This window comes from Shinella sp. M31 (assembly GCF_049199205.1).
GTDB lineage: Bacteria > Pseudomonadota > Alphaproteobacteria > Rhizobiales > Rhizobiaceae > Shinella.
In genome coordinates this window covers 55,927-79,533 of the sequence record NZ_JBLZPH010000029.1, presented here as the reverse complement: position 1 = coordinate 79,533, position 23,607 = coordinate 55,927, and the positions used below count along the sequence as shown (strand labels likewise).

General features: G+C 64.5%; 26 protein-coding genes. 11 read left to right on the top strand and 15 right to left on the bottom strand.

From position 1 onward, the window contains the following. Nucleotides 1-32: 32 nt before the first annotated feature. Nucleotides 33-425 (bottom strand): hypothetical protein, encoded by a 393-nt coding sequence (locus ACOZKU_RS05125; RefSeq protein ID WP_314087460.1) that lies wholly within the window; start codon nt 423-425, stop codon nt 33-35. Nucleotides 426-687: 262 nt separating this feature from the next. Between ACOZKU_RS05125 and ACOZKU_RS05120 the strand changes: the two genes are divergently transcribed. The 3 genes from ACOZKU_RS05120 (at nt 688) to ACOZKU_RS05110 (ending at nt 1,970) form a co-directional block, all read left to right on the top strand. Further along, nucleotides 688-1,290 carry a superoxide dismutase gene (locus ACOZKU_RS05120; protein ID WP_314087462.1) on the top strand — a complete coding sequence of 201 codons (603 nt, stop codon included), beginning with the start codon at nt 688-690 and terminating at the stop codon, nt 1,288-1,290. A gap of 117 nt (nt 1,291-1,407) precedes the next feature. Continuing rightward, the gene (locus ACOZKU_RS05115; RefSeq protein WP_421577939.1) at nt 1,408-1,665 is read left to right on the top strand and encodes a CopG family ribbon-helix-helix protein; all 258 of its coding nucleotides are present in this window, start codon (nt 1,408-1,410) and stop codon (nt 1,663-1,665) included. Continuing rightward, nucleotides 1,662-1,970 carry a type II toxin-antitoxin system RelE/ParE family toxin gene (locus ACOZKU_RS05110; RefSeq protein WP_421577937.1) on the top strand — a complete coding sequence of 103 codons (309 nt, stop codon included), beginning with the start codon at nt 1,662-1,664 and terminating at the stop codon, nt 1,968-1,970. The genes ACOZKU_RS05115 and ACOZKU_RS05110 overlap by 4 nt, the downstream gene beginning before the upstream one ends. Here ACOZKU_RS05110 and ACOZKU_RS05105 read toward each other — a convergent pair. Beyond that, nucleotides 1,967-2,665, bottom strand: coding sequence for a helix-turn-helix transcriptional regulator (locus ACOZKU_RS05105; RefSeq protein WP_421577936.1), 699 nt, complete (start codon nt 2,663-2,665; stop codon nt 1,967-1,969). The two genes, ACOZKU_RS05110 and ACOZKU_RS05105, sit on opposite strands and share 4 nt — an antisense overlap. 121 nt (nt 2,666-2,786) lie before the next feature. Between ACOZKU_RS05105 and ACOZKU_RS05100 the strand changes: the two genes are divergently transcribed. The 4 genes from ACOZKU_RS05100 to ACOZKU_RS05085 all read left to right on the top strand — a co-directional run bounded on the left by ACOZKU_RS05100 (nt 2,787) and on the right by ACOZKU_RS05085 (nt 5,707). Continuing rightward, nucleotides 2,787-3,422, top strand: a complete 636-nt coding sequence (locus ACOZKU_RS05100; RefSeq protein ID WP_314087468.1) for a LysE family translocator — start codon at nt 2,787-2,789, stop codon at nt 3,420-3,422. Nucleotides 3,423-3,647: 225 nt separating this feature from the next. Continuing rightward, nucleotides 3,648-4,091: a c-type cytochrome gene (locus ACOZKU_RS05095; RefSeq protein ID WP_421577935.1), complete on the top strand. Its 444-nt coding sequence runs from the start codon at nt 3,648-3,650 to the stop codon at nt 4,089-4,091. A 120-nt stretch (nt 4,092-4,211) separates the two neighbouring features. Further along, nucleotides 4,212-5,120, top strand: coding sequence for a c-type cytochrome (locus ACOZKU_RS05090; RefSeq protein WP_421577933.1), 909 nt, complete (start codon nt 4,212-4,214; stop codon nt 5,118-5,120). A gap of 113 nt (nt 5,121-5,233) precedes the next feature. Beyond that, nucleotides 5,234-5,707, top strand: a complete 474-nt coding sequence (locus tag ACOZKU_RS05085; protein WP_421577932.1) for a VOC family protein — start codon at nt 5,234-5,236, stop codon at nt 5,705-5,707. 73 nt (nt 5,708-5,780) lie between these two features. Here the strand turns inward: ACOZKU_RS05085 and ACOZKU_RS05080 are convergent, their stop codons facing one another. The 6 genes from ACOZKU_RS05080 to ACOZKU_RS05055 form a co-directional block, all read right to left on the bottom strand. Then, the gene (locus ACOZKU_RS05080) at nt 5,781-6,365 is read right to left on the bottom strand and encodes a DJ-1/PfpI family protein (protein ID WP_421577930.1); all 585 of its coding nucleotides are present in this window, start codon (nt 6,363-6,365) and stop codon (nt 5,781-5,783) included. Nucleotides 6,366-6,392: 27 nt separating this feature from the next. Next, entirely contained in the window at nt 6,393-6,893 is a 501-nt protein-coding gene (locus ACOZKU_RS05075) for a GNAT family N-acetyltransferase (RefSeq protein ID WP_421577929.1), read from the bottom strand. Between the two features lie 227 nt (nt 6,894-7,120). Continuing rightward, the gene (locus ACOZKU_RS05070; protein ID WP_421577928.1) at nt 7,121-7,567 is read right to left on the bottom strand and encodes a hypothetical protein; all 447 of its coding nucleotides are present in this window, start codon (nt 7,565-7,567) and stop codon (nt 7,121-7,123) included. Between the two features lie 70 nt (nt 7,568-7,637). Further along, a complete protein-coding gene (locus ACOZKU_RS05065) occupies nt 7,638-9,971 on the bottom strand; it encodes a glucose/quinate/shikimate family membrane-bound PQQ-dependent dehydrogenase (RefSeq protein WP_421577927.1) in 2,334 nt (777 codons plus the stop codon). A gap of 147 nt (nt 9,972-10,118) precedes the next feature. Beyond that, nucleotides 10,119-11,600, bottom strand: a complete 1,482-nt coding sequence (locus ACOZKU_RS05060; protein WP_421577926.1) for a protein adenylyltransferase SelO — start codon at nt 11,598-11,600, stop codon at nt 10,119-10,121. Nucleotides 11,601-11,694: 94 nt separating this feature from the next. Beyond that, the gene (locus ACOZKU_RS05055) at nt 11,695-12,837 is read right to left on the bottom strand and encodes a GNAT family N-acetyltransferase (RefSeq protein ID WP_421577925.1); all 1,143 of its coding nucleotides are present in this window, start codon (nt 12,835-12,837) and stop codon (nt 11,695-11,697) included. 245 nt (nt 12,838-13,082) lie between these two features. Here ACOZKU_RS05055 and ACOZKU_RS05050 point away from each other — a divergent pair, with 245 nt between their 5' ends. Then, nucleotides 13,083-15,125 (top strand): caspase family protein, encoded by a 2,043-nt coding sequence (locus tag ACOZKU_RS05050; RefSeq protein ID WP_421577924.1) that lies wholly within the window; start codon nt 13,083-13,085, stop codon nt 15,123-15,125. Between the two features lie 84 nt (nt 15,126-15,209). Here ACOZKU_RS05050 and ACOZKU_RS05045 read toward each other — a convergent pair whose 3' ends face one another. From ACOZKU_RS05045 to ACOZKU_RS05025, 5 genes are all read right to left on the bottom strand, one after another. After that, on the bottom strand, nt 15,210-17,303 hold the full coding sequence (locus ACOZKU_RS05045) for a S9 family peptidase (RefSeq protein WP_421577923.1): 2,094 nt from the start codon (nt 17,301-17,303) through the stop codon (nt 15,210-15,212). Nucleotides 17,304-17,363: 60 nt separating this feature from the next. Then, nucleotides 17,364-17,819 carry a DUF6691 family protein gene (locus ACOZKU_RS05040; RefSeq protein WP_421577922.1) on the bottom strand — a complete coding sequence of 152 codons (456 nt, stop codon included), beginning with the start codon at nt 17,817-17,819 and terminating at the stop codon, nt 17,364-17,366. Continuing rightward, nucleotides 17,816-18,223, bottom strand: a complete 408-nt coding sequence (locus tag ACOZKU_RS05035) for a YeeE/YedE family protein (protein ID WP_421577921.1) — start codon at nt 18,221-18,223, stop codon at nt 17,816-17,818. The genes ACOZKU_RS05040 and ACOZKU_RS05035 overlap by 4 nt, the downstream gene beginning before the upstream one ends. Continuing rightward, nucleotides 18,220-18,513: a sulfite-sensing transcriptional repressor BigR gene (bigR, locus tag ACOZKU_RS05030; protein ID WP_421577949.1), complete on the bottom strand. Its 294-nt coding sequence runs from the start codon at nt 18,511-18,513 to the stop codon at nt 18,220-18,222. The genes ACOZKU_RS05035 and bigR overlap by 4 nt, the downstream gene beginning before the upstream one ends. 96 nt (nt 18,514-18,609) lie before the next feature. Then, the gene (locus ACOZKU_RS05025; RefSeq protein ID WP_421577920.1) at nt 18,610-19,737 is read right to left on the bottom strand and encodes an AI-2E family transporter; all 1,128 of its coding nucleotides are present in this window, start codon (nt 19,735-19,737) and stop codon (nt 18,610-18,612) included. 166 nt (nt 19,738-19,903) lie between these two features. Between ACOZKU_RS05025 and ACOZKU_RS05020 the strand changes: the two genes are divergently transcribed. After that, on the top strand, nt 19,904-20,302 hold the full coding sequence (locus ACOZKU_RS05020; protein WP_421577919.1) for a DUF930 domain-containing protein: 399 nt from the start codon (nt 19,904-19,906) through the stop codon (nt 20,300-20,302). A gap of 422 nt (nt 20,303-20,724) precedes the next feature. Here the strand turns inward: ACOZKU_RS05020 and ACOZKU_RS05015 are convergent, their stop codons facing one another. Continuing rightward, nucleotides 20,725-21,591 carry a VOC family protein gene (locus ACOZKU_RS05015; protein ID WP_421577948.1) on the bottom strand — a complete coding sequence of 289 codons (867 nt, stop codon included), beginning with the start codon at nt 21,589-21,591 and terminating at the stop codon, nt 20,725-20,727. Nucleotides 21,592-21,894: 303 nt separating this feature from the next. Here ACOZKU_RS05015 and ACOZKU_RS05010 point away from each other — a divergent pair, with 303 nt between their 5' ends. Together ACOZKU_RS05010 and trhA are read left to right on the top strand one after the other, a co-directional pair. Next, complete coding sequence (locus ACOZKU_RS05010; protein ID WP_421577918.1) at nt 21,895-22,218, top strand: TraR/DksA family transcriptional regulator; 324 nt, start codon at nt 21,895-21,897, stop codon at nt 22,216-22,218. A 101-nt stretch (nt 22,219-22,319) separates the two neighbouring features. Next, nucleotides 22,320-22,985: a PAQR family membrane homeostasis protein TrhA gene (gene trhA, locus ACOZKU_RS05005; RefSeq protein WP_421577917.1), complete on the top strand. Its 666-nt coding sequence runs from the start codon at nt 22,320-22,322 to the stop codon at nt 22,983-22,985. Nucleotides 22,986-23,001: 16 nt separating this feature from the next. Here the strand turns inward: trhA and ACOZKU_RS05000 are convergent, their stop codons facing one another. Beyond that, nucleotides 23,002-23,505, bottom strand: a complete 504-nt coding sequence (locus ACOZKU_RS05000; protein ID WP_421577916.1) for a hypothetical protein — start codon at nt 23,503-23,505, stop codon at nt 23,002-23,004. Nucleotides 23,506-23,607 lie beyond the last annotated feature (102 nt).

Genomic DNA, 23,607 nt, shown 5'->3' with positions numbered 1-23,607 from the left:
CCTCTTCTGCTTTAAGGGATGGAGTGGCGGCGCTATTCCTGCCCCGCCGCATCCTCGGTCTTGTTGTCGCCGGTCGCGGCCTTCTTTTCCGCTGCCGCCGCGCGTTCGCTTTCGCGCACCACATGCAGGAACTCGGCGGCGATCGGCGGAGACATCTCCACCGTCTTCTTCTGCTTGTCGTAGATGCAGACATAGGTGATCTGGCTCTTGGCCTCCGGCGAAAGCCCTTCCACGGCGGCGATGCCGAAGGACTGGGTGCCGGTCGGCTCGACGAAGACGGTCGGCGTTCCCAACGCCTCGGGCAGGCTTGCCAGGCAGCTCTTTTCCACGTCGGCGCGGAATTCCTCCCACGCTTCGGAGGAGGAGGCGTGCGCCAGCGGGGCGGCAAGCGAGAGGGTGAGAAGGGCAAGGGGAAGGGCGCGCATGAAAAGCTCCGGGTTGGCGGGGACGGACAAAATGTTTCGAATCGCAATTCGTTCCGCTTCGTCCTTGATCTCGCACGCAAAACAGCAAGGATTTTGTCCAAGGCCCGGAAAAATTGGAATGCTGGCGGTTGCCTCTTCCGGTTGCCGCTCCTATGTTCCGGTCACGGATTTCCTTCCAAAAATTCCGTCGCCGGAGCAGGTCCAGCAAAAGCGCAACGCTGTTGCATCCGGGGCCTGCGCCTAAACAATGAGGAGACACCAGATGGCTTTCGAACTTCCGCCGCTTCCCTATGATTACGATGCACTCGCGCCCTTCATGTCGCGCGAAACGCTCGAATATCACCACGACAAGCACCACAAGGCCTATGTCGACAACGGCAACAAGCTGGCGGAAGAAGCCGGTCTCGCCAACCTCTCGCTCGAAGAGATCGTCAAGAAGTCCTACGGCACCAACCAGGGCCTCTTCAACAATGCCGGCCAGCACTACAACCACGTCCATTTCTGGAAGTGGCTGAAGAAGGACGGCGGCGGCAAGAGCCTGCCGGGCGCCCTGCAGAAGGCCATCGACAGCGATCTCGGCGGCTACGACAAGTTCCGCACCGATTTCATCGCCGCCGGCACCACGCAGTTCGGCTCGGGCTGGGCCTGGCTCTCCGTCAAGGACGGCAAGCTCGCCATCTCCAAGACCCCGAACGGCGAAAACCCGCTGGTTCACGGCGCAGAGCCGATCCTCGGCGTCGACGTGTGGGAACACTCTTATTACATCGACTACCGCAACGCCCGCCCGAAATACCTCGAAGCCTTCGTCGACAGCCTGATCAACTGGGACTACGTCCTGGAGCGCTACGAAGCCGCCACGAAGTAATTTTCGCGCGCAGTGGAATTTCGGAAACCCCGGTCGGAAGCGGCCGGGGTTTTTGTTTGTCCTGTGCATCCCTGCGGTTTGTGTTAGTATGTACACATCTCAGCACGGGTGATCACAATGAGCAGCACAACGATGAGGATCCGCGTCAGCACGGATCTGAAGGAGCGGCTGGACAGACTGGCGGCGGATACAAGGCGCAGCCGGTCGTTTCTCGCGGCGGAAGCCGTCGAGGCCTATGTCGCGAGGGAGCTTGCCATCGTCGATGGGATCAATGAAGGGCTTGCCGATATCCGCAACGGGCGGACGGTCACGCATGATGATGCTATGGCCGAATTGAATGCCGCAATCGACGCCGCCGAGCGCGAAAGAGGGTGAAGCGGCTCGTCCGCTGGTCGCGTGCGGCGCTCGATGATCTCAAAGATCAGGTGCGCCACATCGCTCTTGATGACCCTGCTGCCGCCCGTGCCGTTACCCAGCGAATCGATACCGCCGTTCGTCTGCTCGGCGAGCGCGCCATCGGTCGACCCGGCCGTGTCGGTGGGACCTATGAGAAATCGGTGGCTGGCTTTCCCTATGTGATCGCCTATGGCCTGGAGGTGATGGACGGCCGCGAAACGCTGTTCGTCCTGCGCGTCATTCATACGGCGCGGGACTGGCCATCCGGCGAATGGCCGGATTAGGGTGGCGCCGCCCGGTTCTCCGCCCACCCGGCAATCCACAATTGCCTGAGCTTATCCCCTTCGCCGCGAAAATACGCCTCTGTCCTCTCGCAAGCCTCCACCCGGTCGGCGCGGAAGTTGCGGATGGCTTGGCGCAGTTCGCACCAGGCGACGATGTTGGCCGTTTCCGAATAGTAGATGAGGGCGATGGGGCGGACGGTGCGTTCGGTGGCGCGGGCATATTCGTCGCGGTAGTCGATCGAGAGCTTTTCCTCGTCGCGGATGGCGCGGCGTACCGTGGCAAGGTCGATGCCCTCGGGCTGGCGCGGCACGCTGCCCCAGGCATGCAGCGCGCGGGCCGAGAGCGTATGGCGCAGTGGCGGCGGCACGGCACCGGCAATCTTGTCGGCGACGCGGCCGGCGGCGGCCTTCAGTTCCGTGTCGCCGGTGCGCTCCAGCAGCGCCAGCGCCAGGACGATGGCCTCCGTCTCCTCGATGGAAAACATCAGCGGCGGCAGGTCGAAGCCCGGGCGCAGGATGTAGCCGATGCCGCGCTCACCCTCGACGGGCACGCGCATCGCCTGAAGGGCCGCGATGTCGCGATAGATCGAGCGCGCCGTCACCTCCAGCCGGGCGGCGATCTCGGCGGCGGTAACGGGCAAGCGGGCGAGCCGCAATATCTGGATGATCTCGAACAGCCGCGAGGCTTTGCGCATCGGTTTCTCCATCACAACTGACACATCCCTGTCAGTTGGCCTCCGTTATAGCACGCACCAAGCGCTTGAAACAAAAGGCAGCATAGGGCCGCCGCGCAAAAAACGGCAATGGACAACTGACATGACCTACAGCGAAAATCTCTGGCTCTTCTTCCTGCTCGTCTCGGGCATCATCGTCGTGCCGGGCATGGACATGGTCTTCGTCATGGCGAGCTCCCTGTCGGGCGGGCGCAAGGCCGGGCTCTCGGCGACCTTCGGCATCATGGCGGGCGGGTTGGTGCACACGCTCTATGCCGCGCTCGGCGTCGGCGTGCTCTTGCATTTCGCACCGCAGCTCTTCAATGCGCTGCTGGTCGCCGGCGCGCTCTATGTCGCCTGGATCGGCTGGCAGTTGTTTCGCAGCTCCATCGTCATCGATGCCGTCGACGGCATAGACCGGCGCGGCCTCGTCACGCGCTTCCGCCAGGGCGCGCTGACCAGCCTGATGAACCCGAAGGCCTATCTCTTCATGCTGGCCGTCTTTCCGCAGTTCCTGCGCCCGGAATTCGGCCCCGTCTGGCGGCAGGCGGCGATCATGCTGCTGGTCATCTGGGTGACGCAGCTTGCCGTCTATGGCGGGCTGGCGCTGGCGGCGGCCCGCAGCCGCGATGCGCTGACCGGCAACCCGGCGATCACGCGCTTCATCGGCCGCGCGGCCGGCGTGCTCCTGGTCGTCATCGCCGTCGTTACCCTGTGGCGGGGATGGGGCAGCGTCTGATCCGCCTAGAGCATTTCCAGCCGAAGCGAGTTCGCTTCGGCGTCGGACAATGCGGTAAAACAGAACACCAGAGCATTTCCGGTGAACCGGAGTTCACCGGAAATGCTCTGGATTTCGGCCGTCAAAAAGATTTTACTTTCATCGAGTTCCTAAAATGCAATCATGGCGACGCATCGTCAAACCGGCGGAGCGGACACAACCGCCCGCCAGAATCGGGAGCAATCGATGAAGTTCAAAACCTTGGCGGCCGCGGCCGCGCTTGCCCTCATCGGCGCGGGCGCCGTCGTGGCGGCGGATGAACCCCAGGTCGTCCGCCAGGAAATGATGAAGAAGGTCGGCGGCGCCATGGGCGCGCTCGCCGGCATCGCCAAAGGCGAAAAGCCCTATGACGCCGAGATCGTCAAGGCATCGCTGACCACGATGAGCGAAGTCGCCAAGGCTTTCCCGGAACAGTTCCCGGCCGGCTCCGAAACGGGCCACGAGACGGAAGCGAGCCCGAAGATCTGGGAGCAGATGGACGACTTCAAGGCCCATGCCGCCAAGTTCGGCGCCGATGCCGATGCGGTGCTGGCAAGCCTGCCGGCCGACCAGGCGGGCGTGGCCGCCGCGCTCGGCACGATCGGCAAGAATTGCGGCGGCTGTCATGAGGTCTACCGCGTCAAGAAATAAGCGGTAGACCGGACCATCCCTCCCAAAATGCTCACTGTCCCGGCGCCGGCCGCCGGGGCGGTGTCTTTCCGTTCCGGCGCTGCCGGAGCCGGATTTCGGATCAGCAAGAGGAAACGGCGCATGGCTCTCGGGAAACTCATCGGCGGCATCGTCGTGCTGGGCGCGGTCGGCGTCGGCGCGTTCCTGTTCATCACCGCGCCCGAGCGCCTTCCCGCTGAAACCTGGCTTGCTGCCGGCGAACCGGATCTGGCGAATGGCGAGCGCATCTTCCATGCCGGCGGCTGTTCGAGCTGTCACGCAGCACCGGGTGCTGCCGACGACCAGAAGACCGTGCTGGCCGGCGGCCTTGCGCTGAAGAGCCCCTTCGGCACCTTCTATGCCCCCAATATTTCCCCCGACGAGACCGCCGGCATCGGCGCCTGGACTCTGGCCGAATTCGGCGACGCCATGAAGCGCGGCACGGGCAGGAACGGCGAGCATCTCTACCCGTCCTTCCCCTACGCTTCCTACACGCGCATGACGGTGAAGGATGTCGGCGACCTCTACGGCTACCTGAAGACCCTGCCGAAGAGCACGAATGTCGCGCCGGAACACGAGCTGCCGTTCCCCTTCAACATCCGCCTGTCGCTCGGTGGCTGGAAGTTCCTCTATCTCAACGACGCGCCGCGCGTGACGCTCGCCGATGTCGACGCGGTGGTCAAACACGGCCAGTATCTCGTCGAAGGCCCCGGCCATTGTGGCGAGTGCCACACGCCGCGCGACACGCTGGGCGGCCTGAAGGTCGACCAGTGGCTCGCCGGCGGGCCGAACCCGGAAGGTGAGGGGCGCATCCCCAACATCACGCCCGCCGAAGGCGGCTTCGGCAGCTGGAGCGCCGGCGATATCGTCAACTATCTCGAAACCGGCTTTACCCCCGATTTCGACAGCGTCGGCGGGGCGATGGTCGCGGTGCAGAAGAACATGGCACAGCTGCCGAAGGCGGACCGCGAGGCGATCGCGGCCTATCTGAAGGCCATTCCCGCGCACTGAACTGCCCCTGCAGAATTTTTTCTGCCCTGCTGTCGGATCGGCGTCGACGCCTGCGTCTTCAAGGCATGGGATCGTCGCCGACGACCCGCCAGTCAGAACGAGAGGATGCTGCAATGGCCAAGAACACGATTTGCCTGTGGTTCGATAAGGATGCCGAAGAGGCCGCCCGCTTTTATGCCAAGACCTTTCCGGACAGCGCCGTCGGCGCCATCGTGCGGGCGCCCGGCGATTATCCTGACGGCAGAGAGGGCGAGGTGCTGGTCGTCGAATTCACGGTCGCCGGCGTCGCCTGCATCGGCCTGAACGGCGGCCCGATGTTCAAGCACAACGAATCGTTCTCCTTCCAGATCTCGACCGAGGATCAGGCCGAGACCGATCGCTACTGGGACGCCATCGTCGGCAATGGCGGCCAGGAAAGCGAATGCGGCTGGTGCAAGGACAAGTGGGGCCTCTCCTGGCAGATCACCCCGCGCGTCCTCATGGACGCCATGAAGGCCGGCGGCGCCGAGGCCAAACGCGCTTTCGACGCCATGATGAAGATGAAGAAGATCGACGTCGCCGCAATCGAGTCCGCCCGGCACGGCTGACGGGCTTGTCCATGCTGCCGGCTCCGCCCTGCCTGGGGCGGAGATGCCGCTTCAGGAGCGCTGCAAGCGGGTCTCAGCCGCCCGCCTTGCGGTGCTCGTCGCCATACATGCCGAGATAGTCGAACAGCTCCGGCGAGCCGAGCCCGATGGCGTCCAGAACTTCCCGTGCGAAGGTCACCGGTGCGGCACCCGAAGCGGTGATGACGCCGCTGTCGCGCACGGCTTGTGGCTGGTCGCGGTAGAGGGCGGCACCCCGATAGGCCGGCACGACGTCCTTGAGCTGGCTGGTATAGTTGCCGGTATGGGCGCGCGTATCGAGCAGGCCGAGGCGGCCGAGCGCCAATGTGGCGTCGCAGATGCCGGCGACCGGCTTGCCAGCGTCGATGAAGCGCGTGACCGAAGCCGAGAGGTCGGGCACGTCGTCGCTCTGCCAGATCGTGCCGCCGCACAGAACCAGCACGTCGAAGAGGGCGGGATCGGCATCTTCCGCCGCGCCGGCAGACTTTACCCGGACGCCGCCGAGCGACGTGACGTCCCTGCCGCCGGGGGTGAGGATGACCGTCTCGGCGCCGCATTCGTGGCGCGCGGTCGCCATCAGGAGCCCGCATTCCCAGTCGGCGTAACCCTCGGTCAGCACGATTGCCAGTCGCTTCGTCATGTCGGTATCCTCCTCGTGTGTGATGCCTTAGCCTAGAGCCTGGACATAGCGCATGCCGGTGACGGGGCCGGCGCGGAAATTCATCTGCTCGTAGAAGCGGTGGGCGCCGAAATTGCCAGTGGCGGCGCTGACGGTGAGGTAGGCGCAGCCGGCGATGCGGGCATGTTCGCGGGCGCGGGAGACGAGGTGCCGGCCGATGCCATGCGCGCGGTGGCCGTCACGCACGAACAGATGGTGCAGGTCCATGCCGCGCAGGCCTTCCGTCGCCCGGTATGTCGGTACCAGAAGCGCATATCCGATCAGCCGCCCTTCCGCTTCGGCGACGAGGGCGGTGATCCAGGGGTTGGGGCCGAAAAGATCGCGGTCGAGGCTCACGGCGGAGATTTTGGCGGCATCGCCATGGCATTCGGCCAGCAGCGCGATCATGTCGAGGATCTGCTGGAGATCGCCCTGGCGCGCCGCGCGGATGGTCAGCATCGGCGGTCGTTCGATGGCGGCGGGTTCAAGCTTGATGACGGTGTTGTGCATGTCGGGCTCCTTGGTTTTCTGCCATCAGGTGCCCTTAAAACAACAAAGCCGCCTGATGGCGGCTTGTTGACATGATCAAACAGCCGCTCCTATCGGAACAGCCAAAAATACGTTGCGGCGATGTGCGTGCTCTTGATCATGGTCGCGATATTCTCCGTTTCGCGGCGATTGTCAATCGGTTTCATCGCGGCCGCAGAAATCAGAAGGGGAGATGAAGCGGAGGGCGGTCAGGCCTCCGCTTCCTCCGTGCCGGTGGTGGCTTGCCCTTCCACGACGCCGGCCTGTTGGGTTTCGTCGATGCCGAGCCGCTCCTTGAGGACGCGGCGGATTTTCTCTTCAGTAGCCTCGCGCTCCTCTTTCGGCATGGCGGCGAGGGCCTCCTCGGTAAGGCCCATCTCGTCCAGGATTTCTTTACGGATGCGCTCGGCGGGTGTCATCCTGGCGAGTTCCGTGAATTCCGACATCAGATCGTCGCGGGCCTGCTGCGCCTTTTCCTGCTTGGCGTTGGCCAGCCATAGCGCATTCGCAAGACCTTTCGGCAGTGGACTTGCCGGGCCGACGGTCGGGATGTTGTGCGCGGTTGCCGTGCCGCCGCTCGAGTAGGTGCTCTCGTCGCTCGTCACGCGCAGCCGGCTGGGTGTGTAGGCGGAAATGAGGCTGCCGTCGATCTTCATGGAAAAGGTCTCCCTGAAAAATAGTCAGGGAGACCTTTAGCGGTTGCAGCTTTTGCGAGACTTGTCGGCGCTACGGCAGCGTATAGGCGATCACGTAATCGCCCGGCTTGGTGCCGACGGAGCCGTGGCCACCGGCGACGATCAGCACATATTGCTTGTCGCCGGCCGTATAGGTCATCGGGGTCGCCTGTCCGCCGGCGGGAAGGCGGCCTTGCCAGAGCTGGCGGCCGGTCGTCACGTCATAGGCGCGGATGTAGTTGTCCACCGCCGCCCCGAGGAAGGCGACGCCGCCCTTGGTGAGCATGGGGCCGCCGATGCCGGGCACGCCGACCTTGAAGGGCAGCGGCAGCGGCGTCATGTCCATGACCGTGCCGTTCTTGTGCTTCCAGGCTGTCTTGCCGGTCGCAAGATCGGCACCCGCGACATAGCCCCATGGCGGCGCCTGGCAGGGAATGCCGAGCGGGCCGAGGAACGGGCCCATGAAGACGCCATAGGGCGCGCCGTCATTGCGGTTGAGACCTTGTTCGGAACCCTTCTCGTCCTGACCTTTCGGCGGCACCTGATCGCGCGGCACCAGCCGCGAGGTGAAGGCGAGATAGGTCGGCATTCCGAACATGATCTGCCGCTCCGGATCGACCGCGACGGACCCCCAGTTGAAGGTGCCGAAATTGCCGGGATAGACGATCGTGCCTTCCAGCGACGGCGGCGTGTAGCGGCCCTCGTATTTCATCGACAGGAAATCGATGCGGCAGGCCAGCTGATCGAACATGGTGACGCCCCACATGTTCTTTTCCGTCAGCGGCGGCGGCGAGAAGGTGAGGTCGGAGATCGGCTGGGTGGGCGCGGTGAAATCTTCCGGGATCGCCCCGGTCGGTGCCGGAATCTCCTTGACGGGGATGATCGGCTCGCCGGTGCGCCGGTCGAGCACGTAGATATCGCCCTGCTTGGTCGGGCCGACGAGGGCCGGAATGGACGCGCCGTCCTTGGTGATGTCGATCAGGGCTGGCTGGGCCGGCACGTCCATGTCCCAGAGGTCATGGTGCACGGTCTGGCGCACCCAGCGCAGGGCGCCGGTCTTGATGTCGAGCGCGACGATGGAGGAGGAGAATTTTTCGACATGCTCGCTGCGGCCCATGCCGAGCTGGTCCGGCACCTGGTTGCCGAGCGGGATATAGACGAGGCCGAGCGCCTCGTCATAGCTGAAGACCGACCAGGAATTCGGTGAGTTGACGGTATAGACCTGGCCTTCCGGCAGTGGCGTGGTGCTGTCCGGGTTGCCGGAATCCCAGTTCCAGATCAGCTGGCCGGAATTGACGTCGAAGGCGCGGATGACGCCGGACTGTTCCTGCGTCGAATAGTTGTCGTTCACCGCCCCGCCAATGATGATCTTGCCATCGGTGATGACGGGCGGCGAGGTCGAGTAATAGTAGCCGGCCGGATTGTAGGGCATGCCCTTTTCCAGATGCAGCACGCCGTTTTCGGCGAAGGTCGTGCAGACGTCTCCGGTGGCGGCGTCGAGCGCGATCAGGCGGGCATCCGAGGTCGGCAGGTAGACGCGGGCGGCGCAGGCCGTGCCGGCAGCGGCGGCCGGATCGGCGTAGTAGGTCACGCCGCGGCAGGTCTGGTGCTGGCGATCCGGGTTCATACCGGAGTTGGAATCGTATTTCCACTTCTCCTTGCCGGTCGCCGCATCGAGCGCGATGGCCCAATTGTGCGGCGTGCACATGTACAGCGTATCGCCCACCTTGAGCGGCGTCACCTGATAGGTGGTCTCGCCGACATCGTCGGGCTTCTTTACGTCGCCGGTCTGGTATTGCCAGGCGACCTTCAGCGTCGAGACGTTGTCCTTGTTGATCTGGTCGAGCGGCGAATAGCGCTGGCCGTATTGCGTGCGGCCATACTGGTGCCACTCGCCCGCCGGTACATTCCCGCCGAGCGCCGGCGTGGCGTTGACGACATCCGTCGGCAGCGCGCCGGAGAGATCGTGCGGGTCCTGCGTCATCGAATAACCGGCGACGGCGATGGCGACGAGCGAGGCCACCGCGAGCGGCAGGGCCGACGCGGGATAGCGCGTGCCGGTGGGGCTGGCAAAACCGAGCGGCCGGCGGATCGCCGGTAGCATCAGCCACAGGCCGATGAGCACGATGACGCCGCCGCGCGGGCCGAGCTGCCACCAGTCGAAGCCGACTTCCCAGACCGCCCAGCCGAGCGAACCGAGCACGATCAGGGCATAAAGCCAGAGCGCCGCGCTGGAGCGGCGGAACAGCAGGATGGCCGTGACCAGGAAGGCAAGGCCGGTCACGAGATAATAGGGGCTGCCGCCGAGCGACAACAGCCATCCGCCCCCGCCCGTCAGCACCAGACCGATGAGGGCGACGAGCGTGGCAGTGAGTGAAAGCAACATGATGGTCTCCGTGGCAATGTCGGCGCGGAGAGGGGCCGACATGACGTCCGGCTCAAGGAGGGACGAAGGAGAAATTAGGGCGGAACCGTGACGCTTCAATGCGCGGAGCCCCGCGATTTTGCATGGCTGCGATGCTTTGGATGCGTTTCAGGTGCCGCAGAATGTGGCCGTGATCTCCTCGCCGGGTTTGGGCGGTTCGGCATAGGCGGCAAAGGCCGGCTGGTCCTCGTAAGGCCTTGAAAGTACGTCGTTCAGCGCCGCAAACAGCGAGAAATCGCCGTCGTCGATCGCCGCCGCCAGCGCCGCCTCGACCTTGTGGTTGCGCGGGATGAAGGCGGGATTGACCCTGCGCATCGCCGCCGCGCGGGCCTGAGGTGCCGTCGCATCCTGCGACAGCCGTTCGCGCCACGCCGCAAGCCAGGGGCCGAGCGCCGCCGGGTCCTCGAGGAGGGCGCCGAGGGCTGTATCCGCGCTTTCGTCCTCGGCCGCATCGGCGAGCCGGCGGAAGGCTAGCGTATAGTCGGCCTTCTGCTCGTAGAGCGTGACGAGCAGGTCGCGGATCAGGTCCTGATCGCTCTCCCGTTCGTCGTCGCCGAGGCCCAGCTTGGCGCGGATCACGGTTTTCCAATGGGCCTGGAAGCGGTCCATGAACCTGCCGACGGCGGCATTCGCCGCCTCCAGTGCCTTGTCCTCGTTGTCGTCGAGGATCGGCAGCAGCGCCTCGGCGAGGCGGGCGATGTTCCATTGGCCGATGGCCGGCTGATTGCCGAAGGCGTAGCGGCCGTGCTGGTCGATGGAGGAAAAGACGGTGCGCGGGTCGTAGCGATCCATGAAGGCGCAGGGGCCGAAATCGATCGTCTCGCCCGAGATCGTCATGTTGTCGGTGTTCATGACGCCATGGATGAAACCGACGCCGAGCCAGCGTGCGATCAGCGACGCCTGCCGCTCCGCCACCGCGTCGAGCAGCGCGAGAGTGGGCTTTTCGGCGCCCTTCAGATCCGGATAGTGCCGCTCGATGACATGGTCGGCGAGGATGCGCAGGTTGTCGACTTCACCGCGGGCGGCAAAGAACTGGAAGGTGCCGACGCGGATATGGCTGGCGGCGACGCGTGTGAAGACGGCGCCCGGCAGCATGCGGTCGCGATAGACCGGCTGGCCGGTGGTGACGGCGGCCAGCGCCCGCGTTGTCGGGATGCCGAGCGCATGCATCGCTTCGCTGATGATATATTCGCGCAGTACCGGCCCGAGCGCCGCGCGCCCGTCGCCACGGCGCGAATAGGGCGTCGGCCCCGCGCCTTTCAGCTGGATGTCGCGGCGCTTGCCCGCGTGGTCGATGACCTCGCCGATCAGGATCGCCCGCCCGTCGCCGAGCCGCGGCACGAACTGGCCGAACTGGTGGCCGGCATAGGCCATGGCGAGCGGCAGCGAGCCGGGCAGCGCCACGTTGCCGGAGAAATAGGCCGCGCCATGCCGCTCCAGCATCCCGGCATCGAGGCCAAGCTCCTCGGCCAGCGCCCGGTTGAACACGATCAGCTGCGGCGCCTCCACCGGCGTGGGATCAACAGGCGTGAAGAAGGCGTCCGGCAGACGCGCATAGCTGTTGTCGAAGGGTATCGTCGCGGCGCTCATGATCGTCGGCTCCTGCTGCTGTGACCTAGAGATAGGGTCTTGCCGGCGCAAACGAAAGGCTCGTCACGCGATCATCGGGGCCAAGGCCATAGTTCTAGCCGGCCTTGGCGAGCTGGCGCAGCCGGAAGGGCAGGGCATAATAGAGCCGCTTGAGGCCGGGGCGCAGCCGCGCGGTCCAGAGGCCGGCATAGGCCCGGCCGGCCAGGCTCGAGGGCAGGGCATAGGTCTGGAGGCCGAGCGTGCGGTTGCTCCAGTTCTCCTTGTAATCGGCAGGATTGCCGAGCAGGTCGTAGGTTTTTACGCCGTTTTCGATCAGCCAGCAGACCGTCATGTCCATCTGCACCTTGCCGGGCGAGGCGTCGCGCAACGCCCAGTCGAAGGCACCGAGATAGGCGTTGTAGTGGCCGTGGTGCAGGAAGCCGATTTCCCCCGCGATCAGCCGGTCGCCGGCCTTCAGCATGGAAAGACAGGCGCCGGACAGTACTGCACGATCGCCGGAAAGCGAGGCGAGGAAACGGTCGAAGCCTTCGAAGGCAAGCCCGGTGCCGCGCCGGCCGGTCTCGCGCAGCCACTGGCGCTTGTGCGCCACGCAGGCCGCGACACCCTCGGCAAAACCGGCCTCGCCGGGAAACAGCATGGCGAAGGAAAGTTCGCCTTCGCGGCCCAGCGCATTGCGCCGCCGGTTGCGGTTGCGGCGCTGCGTCTTGCTGAGCGCGGCGGCATAGGCCTCCGGCGTGGCGAAGGCCGAGAGGTCCAGCATGGCGGCGCTGTTGGCGAGCGACGGCAGCGGCGGCGTTTCGCCAAGCAGCCCGGCGAGCGCGGAACCATCCGGCACGCCATCGAGCACCAGCAGGTCGTGGCCGGCAAGCCCGCCCAGCAGCCGGCGCACCGCCGCCGCGCCATGGGCGGGATCGACCAGCAGATTGGCATATTGGCCGTGCGGCGCGCCAAGCGGCTCCAGCCGCCTGATGAGGCCGCCGGAGAGCATCAGCGGCCAGACGGCGACGAGCCGTCCGTCCTGCCAGAGCGTATGCACCTGCGGCCGGCAGGTCGGCCCGCCAAAGACCGCGATCCACTTCAGGCACCAGTCGGCGCTCTGGAAATAGGTGAGGGGATCGCCCGCCCGGGCCTCGAGGTCGCGCCACGCCGCCGCCGCACCGGCCATGGCGGTGCTGTCGCGGAGCACGCGGTGCTCGATGCCGGCCTCGCTGGGCTCGGGGCGCGTCAGAAGGATCATGGCGCTTCCATTCGGTTCTGCGCGCGACGCTATCAGCGCCGCCTCAACAAAACCTTTCCCGGCACGGCCTTCCCGCTTTTGTCCCCGCATCCGGCCTTGCCGGCCGGTGAAAGATGGAATTTCATGAACCTCTCAATAAGCGGCTGAATAAGCGCGCGGTTCCGTCCGTTCCCTTCTTCAGCAAACATGCGTGCATCCGGTCGGCAGGGCTGGCGCACCATGTCGTTTCCCGGAGGGAGGATAACGTGCAGCGCAGTGTTTATCGCATGATTTCGGCGCTTGCCGGCTGTCTTCTTCTCCTCGCTGCCCCGGCAGCCTTCGCCGCAGAGCGTTACGCGCTCCTCATCGGCAATGCCGAATACGAGGATGCCGAGCCGCTGGAAAACCCGCTGAACGATATCGATTTGGTCGGCGAGGCGCTGGAGCGGGCGGATTTCGACGTGACCCGCGTCACCGATGCCGACAACCTCGCCATGCTCTCGGCGCTGAACACTTTCACGCGCCGTGCGGAGAAGGCCGAGGACCCGGTGCTCTTCATCTATTTCTCCGGCTATGCCGTGCAGCTCGACGGCGACAATTTCCTGCTGCCGACCGATGCCTCCGGCCGCACCCTGACGGGCTTGCGAAATCGCTCGCTGCCCGTCTCGCAGGTCAGCGACGCGCTGCGCGAGATCGGCAAGGGCCTGAAGGTCGTGCTGTTCGACGCCGCCCACGAAAACCCGTTCCAGACGCTGCGCGATATTCCCGAGGGCCTCGCCAAGCCGAAGGGCGGCACCGGCATCCACTATGCCTATGCCTCCGCGCCCGGCACGAGCTACGATTACGAGGGCACGCCGATCAGCCCCTTCGCCTCGGCCTTCGTCGATGCGATCAGCATTCCCGGCATCGCGCTGGAGGACGCCTTCCGCAAGGTCGGCGAGATCGTCAAGGAGCGCAGCAAGGGCAAGCAGGAAATCTGGCAGAGCGATGCCGACTACGGCAAGTTTGCGCTGAGCCCGAAGGACGAGAAGGTCGACGAGGCCGAGATCGCCTTCTACGAATTCGCCTCGCTCTCCGACAACCGCGAGGCTTATGACCGCTATCTCAGCCGCTATCCGCAGGGCATCTTCTCGACCATCGCGCAGCGCAAGATCGACCTGCTCGGCAAGCGTTTCGAGAGCACGCACGAGGACACGGGCAATCTGCCCTACCTGACCTTCTCCAACGACCAGCACGATCCCTGCGGCCGTTTCTCCTTCAACGACAGCGACCGGCGGCTCGGCGATCTTTACAAGGACGGCCAGCTCGTTCTCGTCGATTTCCGCTTCTGGGCGCCGCCGGAAAGCTGCGAATACATTTCCTACTTCACGACGGTCTATTCGCATGAACGGCTGCGCAACATCATCACCTCGGCGAGCATCCCCGAGCGCCGTATCCATGTCGCGACGCAGGATGACCTGAGCCCGAGCGAAGAGCGGTCGATCTACGATTATTTCGATGAGGATCGCCATGGCTACGCGCAATCGCTGATGTTCCGCGCGACCAACGATGAGCGCCGCCACGGCTTCGGCGTCGCCGTGAAGACGCCCGACGACAATGCCCGCGAATATGTCGACGAGATCGACTGCGGCGACGGCTGCCTGCGCTTTCGCGGCCTTGTGCGCTTCCGCGACAACAGCGTGCGCTCGCTGGAGGATTACGAGCTGGAATTCGTCGACGTGCGCCGCCTCGGCTATTACGACCGCTACCGCGACCTGCTGCGCGATTTCCCGATGGACGAACATGCGTCGAGCGAGCATTCGACCAGCCAGGCGAGCCACGAGACCAAAACAGACGCCTATGCGGCGGACACCGGCAACAGCGCGAGCCACGACGACGGGTACGGCTCGGATGCCGACCCCTACCGCGCATCGCGCTCGGTCGGCGGCTGGGACATCGTCGCCGACTTCGGCAGCGACCGCCGCTTCCTGAACTGCCGCGCCACCCGCCGCGGCGATGGCGACCTCACGTCCGCCTTCCGCTGGTACGACGACGGCCACGTGACCTTCGGCTTCCAGGACGCATCCTACGACTATGCCGACAGCTATGCGAGCGATGCGAAATACTGGATCGACGACGGCAAGGGCTACGATGTCAGGGGCAAGGCCTATGGCCGCCAGGAGATCGCCTACGATCTCGGCAGCGACAGCTCCGTCATCGAGGCCCTGAAACGCGGCAGCCACATCCGCATCGGCGATATCAGCACCAGCCTCAAGGGCTCAACAGCCATGCTGAACGACCTGCAGGCCTGCGTCGGGGCCTTCCGCTGATCCCGGTCAGAAACGACCCCTGACCGGAAACTCGAAGGCCGGCGCGAACGTGGCGCCGGCCTTTCTTTTGAGGTCTCCCGAAAATTACATCTTCCCGGCCACCTTGATCGCGAAGGCGTATTCGAAGGCGATTTCCTCCAGGCGCTGGAAGCGGCCGGAGGCGCCGCCGTGGCCGGCGCCCATATTGGTCTTGAGGAGGATCGGCTCGGTGCCGGTCGTCTTCTCGCGCAGCTTCGCCACCCACTTGGTCGGTTCCCAATAGGTGACGCGCGGGTCCGTGAGGCCCGAGAGGGCGAGGATCGCGGGGTAGGCCTTGGCCTCGACATTGTCGTAGGGCGAATAGCTCGCCATCAGCTGATAAAAGTCCTTGCTGTCGATGGGGTTGCCCCATTCGGGCCATTCCGGCGGGGTGAGCGGCAGCGTGTCGTCGAGCATGGTGTTCAGCACATCGACGAAGGGCACGGCGGCGATGATGCCGCCGAACTTTTCCGGCGCCATGTTGGCGATCGCCCCCATCAGCATGCCGCCGGCCGAGCCGCCTTCCGCGACGATGTTCGCGTAGGACGTGAACTTCTCTTGATTCAGATAGTCCGCCGCGGCGATGAAGTCCTTGAAGGTGTTGGTCTTCTTGTCCATCTTGCCGTTTTCGTACCAGGCAAAACCCTTGTCCTTGCCGCCGCGGATATGGGCGATGGCATAGACGAAGCCGCGGTCGACCAGCGACAGGCAATTGGTGTTGAACGACGCCGGAATGGTGATGCCGTAGGCGCCGTAGCCGTAGAGCAGGCAGGGCGCGGAGCCGTCGAGCGGGGTGTCCTTGCGATAAAGTAGCGTGACGGGAACGGTCTCGCCGTCCCAGGCCGGCGCGAAGACGCGGCGAGTGACGTAGTCATCCGGGTTATGGCCGGAGGGCACTTCCTGCGTCTTCAGGAGCGTGCGCTCGCGCGTCGCCATGTTGTAGTCGAAGAGCTGCGAGGGCGTCGTCATCGAGGAATAGGAGAAGCGGATGACGTCGGTGTCGTATTCCGCAGCCCCCGACAGGCCGAGCGAATAGGCTTCCTCGGCAAAGGCGATGGCGTGTTCCTCACCGCTCTTGCGGTCGCGCACGATGATGCGCGGCAGGCCCTCATGGCGCTCCAGCCAGACGAGGTGGCGGGCAAAGGCCATGTGGTTGAGGATGAGCGTGCCGGCGCGGTGCGGCACGACATCCACCCAGCTCTCGCGGCCCGGCGCCGTCACCGGCGTCTGCATGATCTTGAAGTCCTTGGCGCCATCGGCATTGGTCAGGATGTAGAAGACGTCGCCGCCCTCCGTCATCGAATATTCGAGGCCCGTCTGGCGTGGCGCGACGAGAACCGGGGTTGCCGTCAGATCCTTGGTCGAGAGTAGGCGGTATTCGCTCGTCTCATGGTCATGGATGTCGATATAGATGAAATCGTCGATCAGCGAGCCGCCGACAGACATGAAGAAGCCCGCATCCTTTTCCTCATAGACCAGCCGGTCGTTCTCCTGCCGCTCGCCGAGGATGTGGTGAAAAATCTTCGACGGGCGGTGGTTCTCGTCGAGCGCGGTGTAGAAGAAGCTCTTCGCGTCCGGTGCCCAGACGCCGTCGCCGCCGGTGTTGACGAGCGTGTCGTGGCGGTCCTCGCCGGTCGCGAGATCGCGCACCTTCAGCGTGAAATATTCCGAGCCCTTGTCGTCATAGCCCCAGATGCTGACGGAATGATCGGTGGAATGATCGATGCCGGCGAGGCGGAAATAGTCCTTGCCCGCCGCTTCCTTGTCGCCATCGAGCAGGACGACGCGCTCGCCGCCGTCGCGCGGCTCGCGGAAATAGCGCGGCTGCTCGCCGCCGGTGACATAGGCGGTGCCGTAGGCGTACGCGCCGTCCTTGACAGGCACGGAGCTGTCGTCCTCCTTGATGCGGCCGCGCATCTCGGCAAACAACGTCTTCTGCAACGCTTCCGTATCGGCCATCGCCGCGTTCATATAGGCGTTTTCGGCCTCCAGATGCGTGCGGATTTCCGGCTGGAGGATCGAGGGATCCTTGAACATCGCCTGCCAGTTCTCGTCGCGGAACCAGGCATAGTCGTCGGTGCGGGTGATGCCGTGACGGGTATCCTCCACCGGCTTCTTGGCGGCGACGGGGGCGGCGGGCAGGTTCTTGAAGACGGGCAAGATGTCACTCCGGAAATGCTCTAGGCGGGACACCAGAGATAGAGAGCCCCGCCGTCCGCATCAAGCCGTAAGGTTGTCTCCTCTGCCAGCGCGGTGAAGGAAGACCTGGTCGTGCAGGATCATACCGGCCAGCATGAAGGCGACGAAGAGCAGCGGTTCGATGCCGCCGAGCGACAGGCCGGCAATGCCCGGACCGGGGCAGAAGCCGCCGATGCCCCAGCCGATGCCGAAGAGCGCCGAGCCAAGCACCAGCCGCCGGTCGATCACGCGGTTCTCCGGCAGATGGAACCGTGCGTCGAAGGCCGGGCGCTTGAGGCGGGCGATCAGCCGCAGACCGAGAAACATAACGCCGACGGCGCCGCCGAGCACGAAGGCGAGGCTCGGATCCCACGCGCCCGTAATATCCAGAAAGCCTTGCACGCGGGCGGGATCGAGCATGCCGGAGAGCGCAAGGCCGAGGCCGAAGACGGCGCCGGAGACCAGCGCGGCGAGCATTTTCGGAAGGGAACGGGTCACAGGCCGAAACCTCTCAAAACGGTCACGGCGAGAATGCCGGCGATGAGGAAGCTTGCGACGGCGGCAAAGGCGCGGGGCGACAGCCGGGCAAGGCCGACGACGCCGTGCCCGCTGGTGCAGCCCGAGCCCATGCGCGTGCCGAAGCCGACAAGCAGGCCGGCAAGGGCGATAAGCGGCAGCGGCGTGGTGACGGTCATCGCCGGCCAGCCGCCGGAAAACAGGCGATAGAGCAGGGGGCCGGCGAGCAGGCCGGCAACGAAGCTCGCATTGAGGGCGATATTCGCGCCCTGCGCCAGACGGCCTACAATGCCGCTGATGCCGGCGACGCGGCCGTTGAGGGCGAGCAGCAGAAAGGCGGAAAGGCCGATCAGCATGCCGCCGAGCAGCGAGGGAAGATAGGTCATGTCGTGGAGGGCTCCGCGCAGAAGATGCCACGCAGGGCGGCGACGAGTTGGGCGGCCTTCTCCCCGGTCAGGCGGTAAAAGATCTGTTTGCCGTCGCGCCGCGTCTCGACGATGCCGGCCTCGCGCAGCACGTTGAGCTGCTGCGACAGGCTGGGCTGGTGCAGGTCAAGCGCCGTCTCCAGCGCGCCGACGGAAAATTCGCCTTCGACGAGCGTACAGACCAGCATGAGCCGGGCCGGATGGGCGAGCGTCTTCAAGAGGCCCGCGACGTCGGCCGCCTGCGCGGCCATGGCGTCAGCTGTTCGGGATTCAGCTTTGGACAAGGGTGGCTCCGGCGCAAACATTATACAATATCATAGAATGTATAATGTTCACGCGCAAGCCCTTCAGCCCGGCAGGACGCGCTTTGCCTTGCGCTTGGCGGGGCGCAGTTCGTCGGCGATGGTCATGCCGATGATGGAAAGCGGAAGCGCCAGCATGGCGCCGGCGGCACCCCACATCCACGTCCAGAAGATGATGGCGGTGAAAATGATGAAGGCATTGACCTCCAGCCGCTTGCCCATCACGGCGGGCATGACGAGGTTCTCCATGGCGAGATGCACGACGAAGAAGGCGAGCGCCGGCAAGAGGCCCATCATGACCGTCTCGTGGGTCAGCAGGCCGGCAGCGGCGAGCGCGATCGTCATCAGCGTGACGCCGAGGAAGGGCACGAAGCTGGAGATGAAGGCAAACATCCCCCACAGCGCCGGCATGGCGAGGCCGCCGCCCCAGGTGATGAGCGTGGTGACGACGCCGAGCCCGCAATAGACCAGGGCGGCGGTGGCGAAATAATAGCCGAGCGCGCTGTCGATGGCATTCATGATGCGGATGGTGGTGAGCCGCTGGCTGCGGCGCGGAAAGCCCATGATGATCATCTGGCGCAGCTTCAGCCGGGCGGAGAGGAAGAGCACGAGCGCGGCAAAGAAGATCATGCCCTGCAGCAGCGCGGGCGTCAGGCTGGCGGAGACGATGCTCAGGATGCTGCCGGTGTTTTCCAGCACCTTGTCCATCGACATCTGGCCCGACTGGAACGTTTCGGGACGGATGCTGAGCCAGCCGAGGCGCGAGAATATCGGCGTGATGCGGTCATAGGCGCCACGCACCAGGTCCGGCGCATTGGAGGCAAGCTGGGCGATGGGATCGGCCAGAACACCTGCGACGAGGAAGAGGCCGGTGCCGAAGGCGCCGGCCAGAAGCAGGGCGGTCGGTAGGGGCGGAATGCCGAACTCGTTCAGCTTTTCCGCGGCCACCCCGAAAATCAGGCCGGTGACGACGGCGAGACACAGCGGAATGAGGATCGGCGCCATAAGATAGACGACGCCCATGGCCATGATGAAGAAGATGCCGATGACGGCCCAGCTGCTCGCCAGGTCGAGGCCACGGCGGCGCGGCGCGTCTTCCACAAGATCCTTTTCGAGGTCGAGGCCAGTGCTCAGGAGGCGCCGTTCGGACGGCTTTGCCGACATGTCATGCATGATGTGTTCCCCAATTCCGAGCATGAACGCGCGGAAAGTCATGAAGTTCCATCAGCATCTGCCGTTGAAACCGCAGGTGGGTTGCGGGGTGTCGTCAAATCGACATATTGCGCGTTAACCCCGAATTAAGACGTCGCAAATGACGGCACGAAGAGGAGTGACACCTTTGAAACAGCAGGTATCGGGGCTTCTCATCGCCCTCTGCACCCTGACGCTGGCCTCACCGGCGCTCGCCATCGATGCCCGCGTGCGCGGTCAGCTGGAGAAGTTGGCGCCGGAAGAACGGTTGGAGCAGCGCTGCGACATGGAGGCGATGGACAAGATCGGCGCGGCCAAGGACGGCTTCCGTCCCGACAAGGTGATCGCCTACGCCTTCGGCGATCCCAAACTCGACGGCACCACCTTCAAGACGAAGGGCGCAGTCTTCCGCAGCAAGGGCGAATGGTACCGCCTGTCCTACAAATGCGAAGCCAGCGCCGACCGCCTGGAGATCAACGCCTTCAAGTACAAGATCGGCGACCAGGTGCCGCACGAGGATTGGGCGGCGCATTATTTGTATGACTAGCCGCGTTGACACTGGCACGTTTTGAGGTTGAGCTTTTTCGCAGTTCGCAAACGGAAGCCCAACTTCGTGGACATATCTGAAGAACTTCGATCGATCGCCTAGGCTCTCTATCGAGAGAGGGCGTCGTGGCCGGAGCTTATCAAGAAAATTCGGCGCGCGACGGGGCTAGGTATCTTCGCGGCTGAAAAGATCGCGCTCTCGCATGAAGGATGGCGACGCTTATGCACCCATCGGATCAACAATGATCCTGTTTGCAGGAAGCTGGCGGTTCAGCACATCAAGTTCTACGGAGCCGCGTCGCTGATCGTGATGGTTGGTGAAAGCTTCGCGATTGTCGCGCCTGAGGCGCCATAGCTGCCGTCCAGCAGGCCGGCAGCGAAAATCTAGGCACCGAGCCTTAAACGACGGCTTCGAGCGCAGCCTCACGCTGAAAGCTTCAGTCCGATCCCCCAGGGATCGACCAGCGAGACCGTGTCACCCGAGCGGGTGGTCGCCAGCGCAAGTTCGTCCAGCTTCGCGACGGCGGCGTCGAGCTTGGCCTTGTCGTTGAAGCGGATCGTGTAGTCGGCAAGGCCCGTCATGCCGGTCTGGCGCTTCGGCTGGCCGCGGGAATTCCAGACATTGGCCGCCACATGGTGGTGGTATTTGCCGGTGGCGAAGAAGCTCGCGCCCGGATAGCTCGTCATGATGTCGAGGCTGAGCACACCGTTGAAGAAGGCGTTGGCTTCCGGAATGTCGGAGACCTGCAGGTGGATATGGCCGATGACCGTGCCGTTTTCCTGATGCGTCCAGCCGTCCTTCGGGGCCTCGTCGTAAAGCGCCTGCAAGTCGAGCCGGTTCGTCGCCATCTTCACCGTGCCGTCGGGCACATAGGTCCATTCGGACCGGTCGCGGTCGCGGTAGATCTCGATGCCGTTGCCCTCGGGATCGTCGAGATAGATCGCCTCGCTGACGAGGTGATCGGACGCGCCGGTGAGCTGGACATTGTTGTGCGCGGCATGCGCCAGCCAGCGGCCGAGCTCCTTGCGGTTGGGCACGAGGAAGGCGGTGTGGAAGAGGCCGGGCGCATTGCGCGGCGCGCGTGCGGCATTGCTGCCCGTCGTCAACGTCAGGAGCGGCCGGCCGGCAACGCCGAGCGTTTCGCCCGACGCCGAGGTGTCGAGCACGCTGAGACCCATGACCTTCTGGTAGAAGGCCGAGGTCGTCGGCAGGTCGATCACCGTCAGGTGCGAGTGATCGACGAAAGCCGGCATGTCGACGGCGTGGGTCTTGGTCGTTGCATCAGTCATAGAGGCGGTCTCCGCGTGCGTGGGGCCGGCCTTGGCGACGGCGATGCCGGCGGCGGCTGCGCCGAGGAACGTGCGTCTGTCGAGGTCCGTCATGATATCCATCCTATAATCGGTTTCCCTCGGAAACCGCTGTGTTGGGGTGAATATGGCGGACGCGCCGCGTTCACGAAAGAGGACGTTTCGGCGATTTACTGTCAACGCAGCGTTGACGACGCATGCCTGCAAGCTTGATTCCGATCAATGCCGTTTGACAATGCGGATGCCATGTTCGCCGCAGGCTTTCCAACAAGGGAGACGGCAATCGTGACGGACCTGGCTGACTACAAGGACATTCTTCTCACCCGCAAGCGCGAACTCTACCATCGCCTGAACAGGATCGAGACCGATCTCGAAACGCTGAAAAGCGGCGACAGTGCCGACCGCGCCATCGAGCGTGAGAACGACGAGGTGCTGGAGGAGTTCGGCTCGACCGGTCTCAAGGAGCTGAAGGCCATAGACGCGGCTCTCGATCGTATCGCTGCCGGCACCTTCGGCACCTGCGCCAAATGCGGCAACCCTGTCGCGCCAGCGCGTCTCGCTGCCGTGCCGCATGCCGCTCTTTGCGGGGACTGCATCGCACAGGCGTAAGAAACGGCAACCTTTCGTGATCCGCCGGGGCCACCGAAGGCCTTGTTTCAGAACGTCAAACACGCCACCTTAGGCTGACGGACAAAACAGGGAAGGCCAGCGTGGAAATCAAGGGCGTCAAGTGGACCTATGACCGGTCGGAGGTGATCGCCGATGGCATCGTGCATGGCGTCGGCGTGGTTTTCGCGCTGATCGGCGTCACGGCGCTGATCTTCTACGCCACGGTCTGGGCGACGAGCGGGCAGCTGGCGGCCGCCTGGGTCTATGGCGTCGGCCTCGTCGTGGCGCTTGCCACCTCCTTCGCCTACAATCTCTGGCCGGTCTCGAAGGTCAAATGGCATCTGCGCCGCTTCGACCATTCGGCGATTTTCGTTCTGATCGCCGCCACCTACACGCCCTTCCTGCAACGCGGCATGGACGATCCCCTGCTCGCCAGCATGCTGGTCTTCATCTGGGTGATGGCGGCGGCGGGCGTGGCGCTGAAATTCCTGTTTCCCGGCCGTTATGACCGGCTGGCGATCCTCATCTATCTCGCCATGGGCTGGAGCGGCGTCTTCGCCGCCGGACCGCTTGCCACGCATCTGCCGATCGCCACGCTGGTGCTGATCGTCGCCGGTGGCGTGCTATATTCCGTCGGCGTGATCTTCCATGTCTGGGAAAAGCTGCGCTTCCAGAACGCCATCTGGCACGGCTTCGTCGTTGCCGCCGCCGCCGTGCACTATTCCGCCGTCGTCACCAGTGTTGTGTTGGCCGGCCCCGGCGCCTGAGCGATCCCTAATCGGGTTATTGCGCGGCGGGGGCGGCGCCCTGCGCGGTGGTGCAGCCTTCCGCCGGATGCAGCGATTTCACCAGCTTGCCGACGAAGGGCGAGATTTCCGCTTTCATCGATACGGGATATTCCAGCACGAAGGACGCCACGGCGTCATCACAGAGCCGAATGGTGCGGTGATAGAGGATGCGGTCGCCGCGCGTGCCCGAAAGGCTCGCCCAGCCGGCCTTCTGCCGGTCATAGCTCAAATCCCAACCCTCCTGCTTGTAGGTCGCGCGCCGCTCGGCGACATCGAGCTCGAAGGGGCCGGCCGCGAGATAGTGGCCCCAGACGGCCAGTGTCGCACCCCCATTGGCATAGGTGCGGCCATCGCCGTTGTCGGCCTCGTTGGACAGCGCAAAACCCGGCGGGATCTCCACGGCATAGCCGAAGCGGCCGTTGACATAGGGCTCCCAGCCGGCCGCAAGGGCGACGGTCGGGACGAAGAGAAGAAAAATGGAAAGAAGCAAACGCCGCACGAAAAACCCCTTGAATGCCTATGCGTTCATGACGGTCCAGCGTCACGGTTTCATCGACCATGACAACACATGACTGGACAGGTTTCCCGCTCCTCCTGTAAG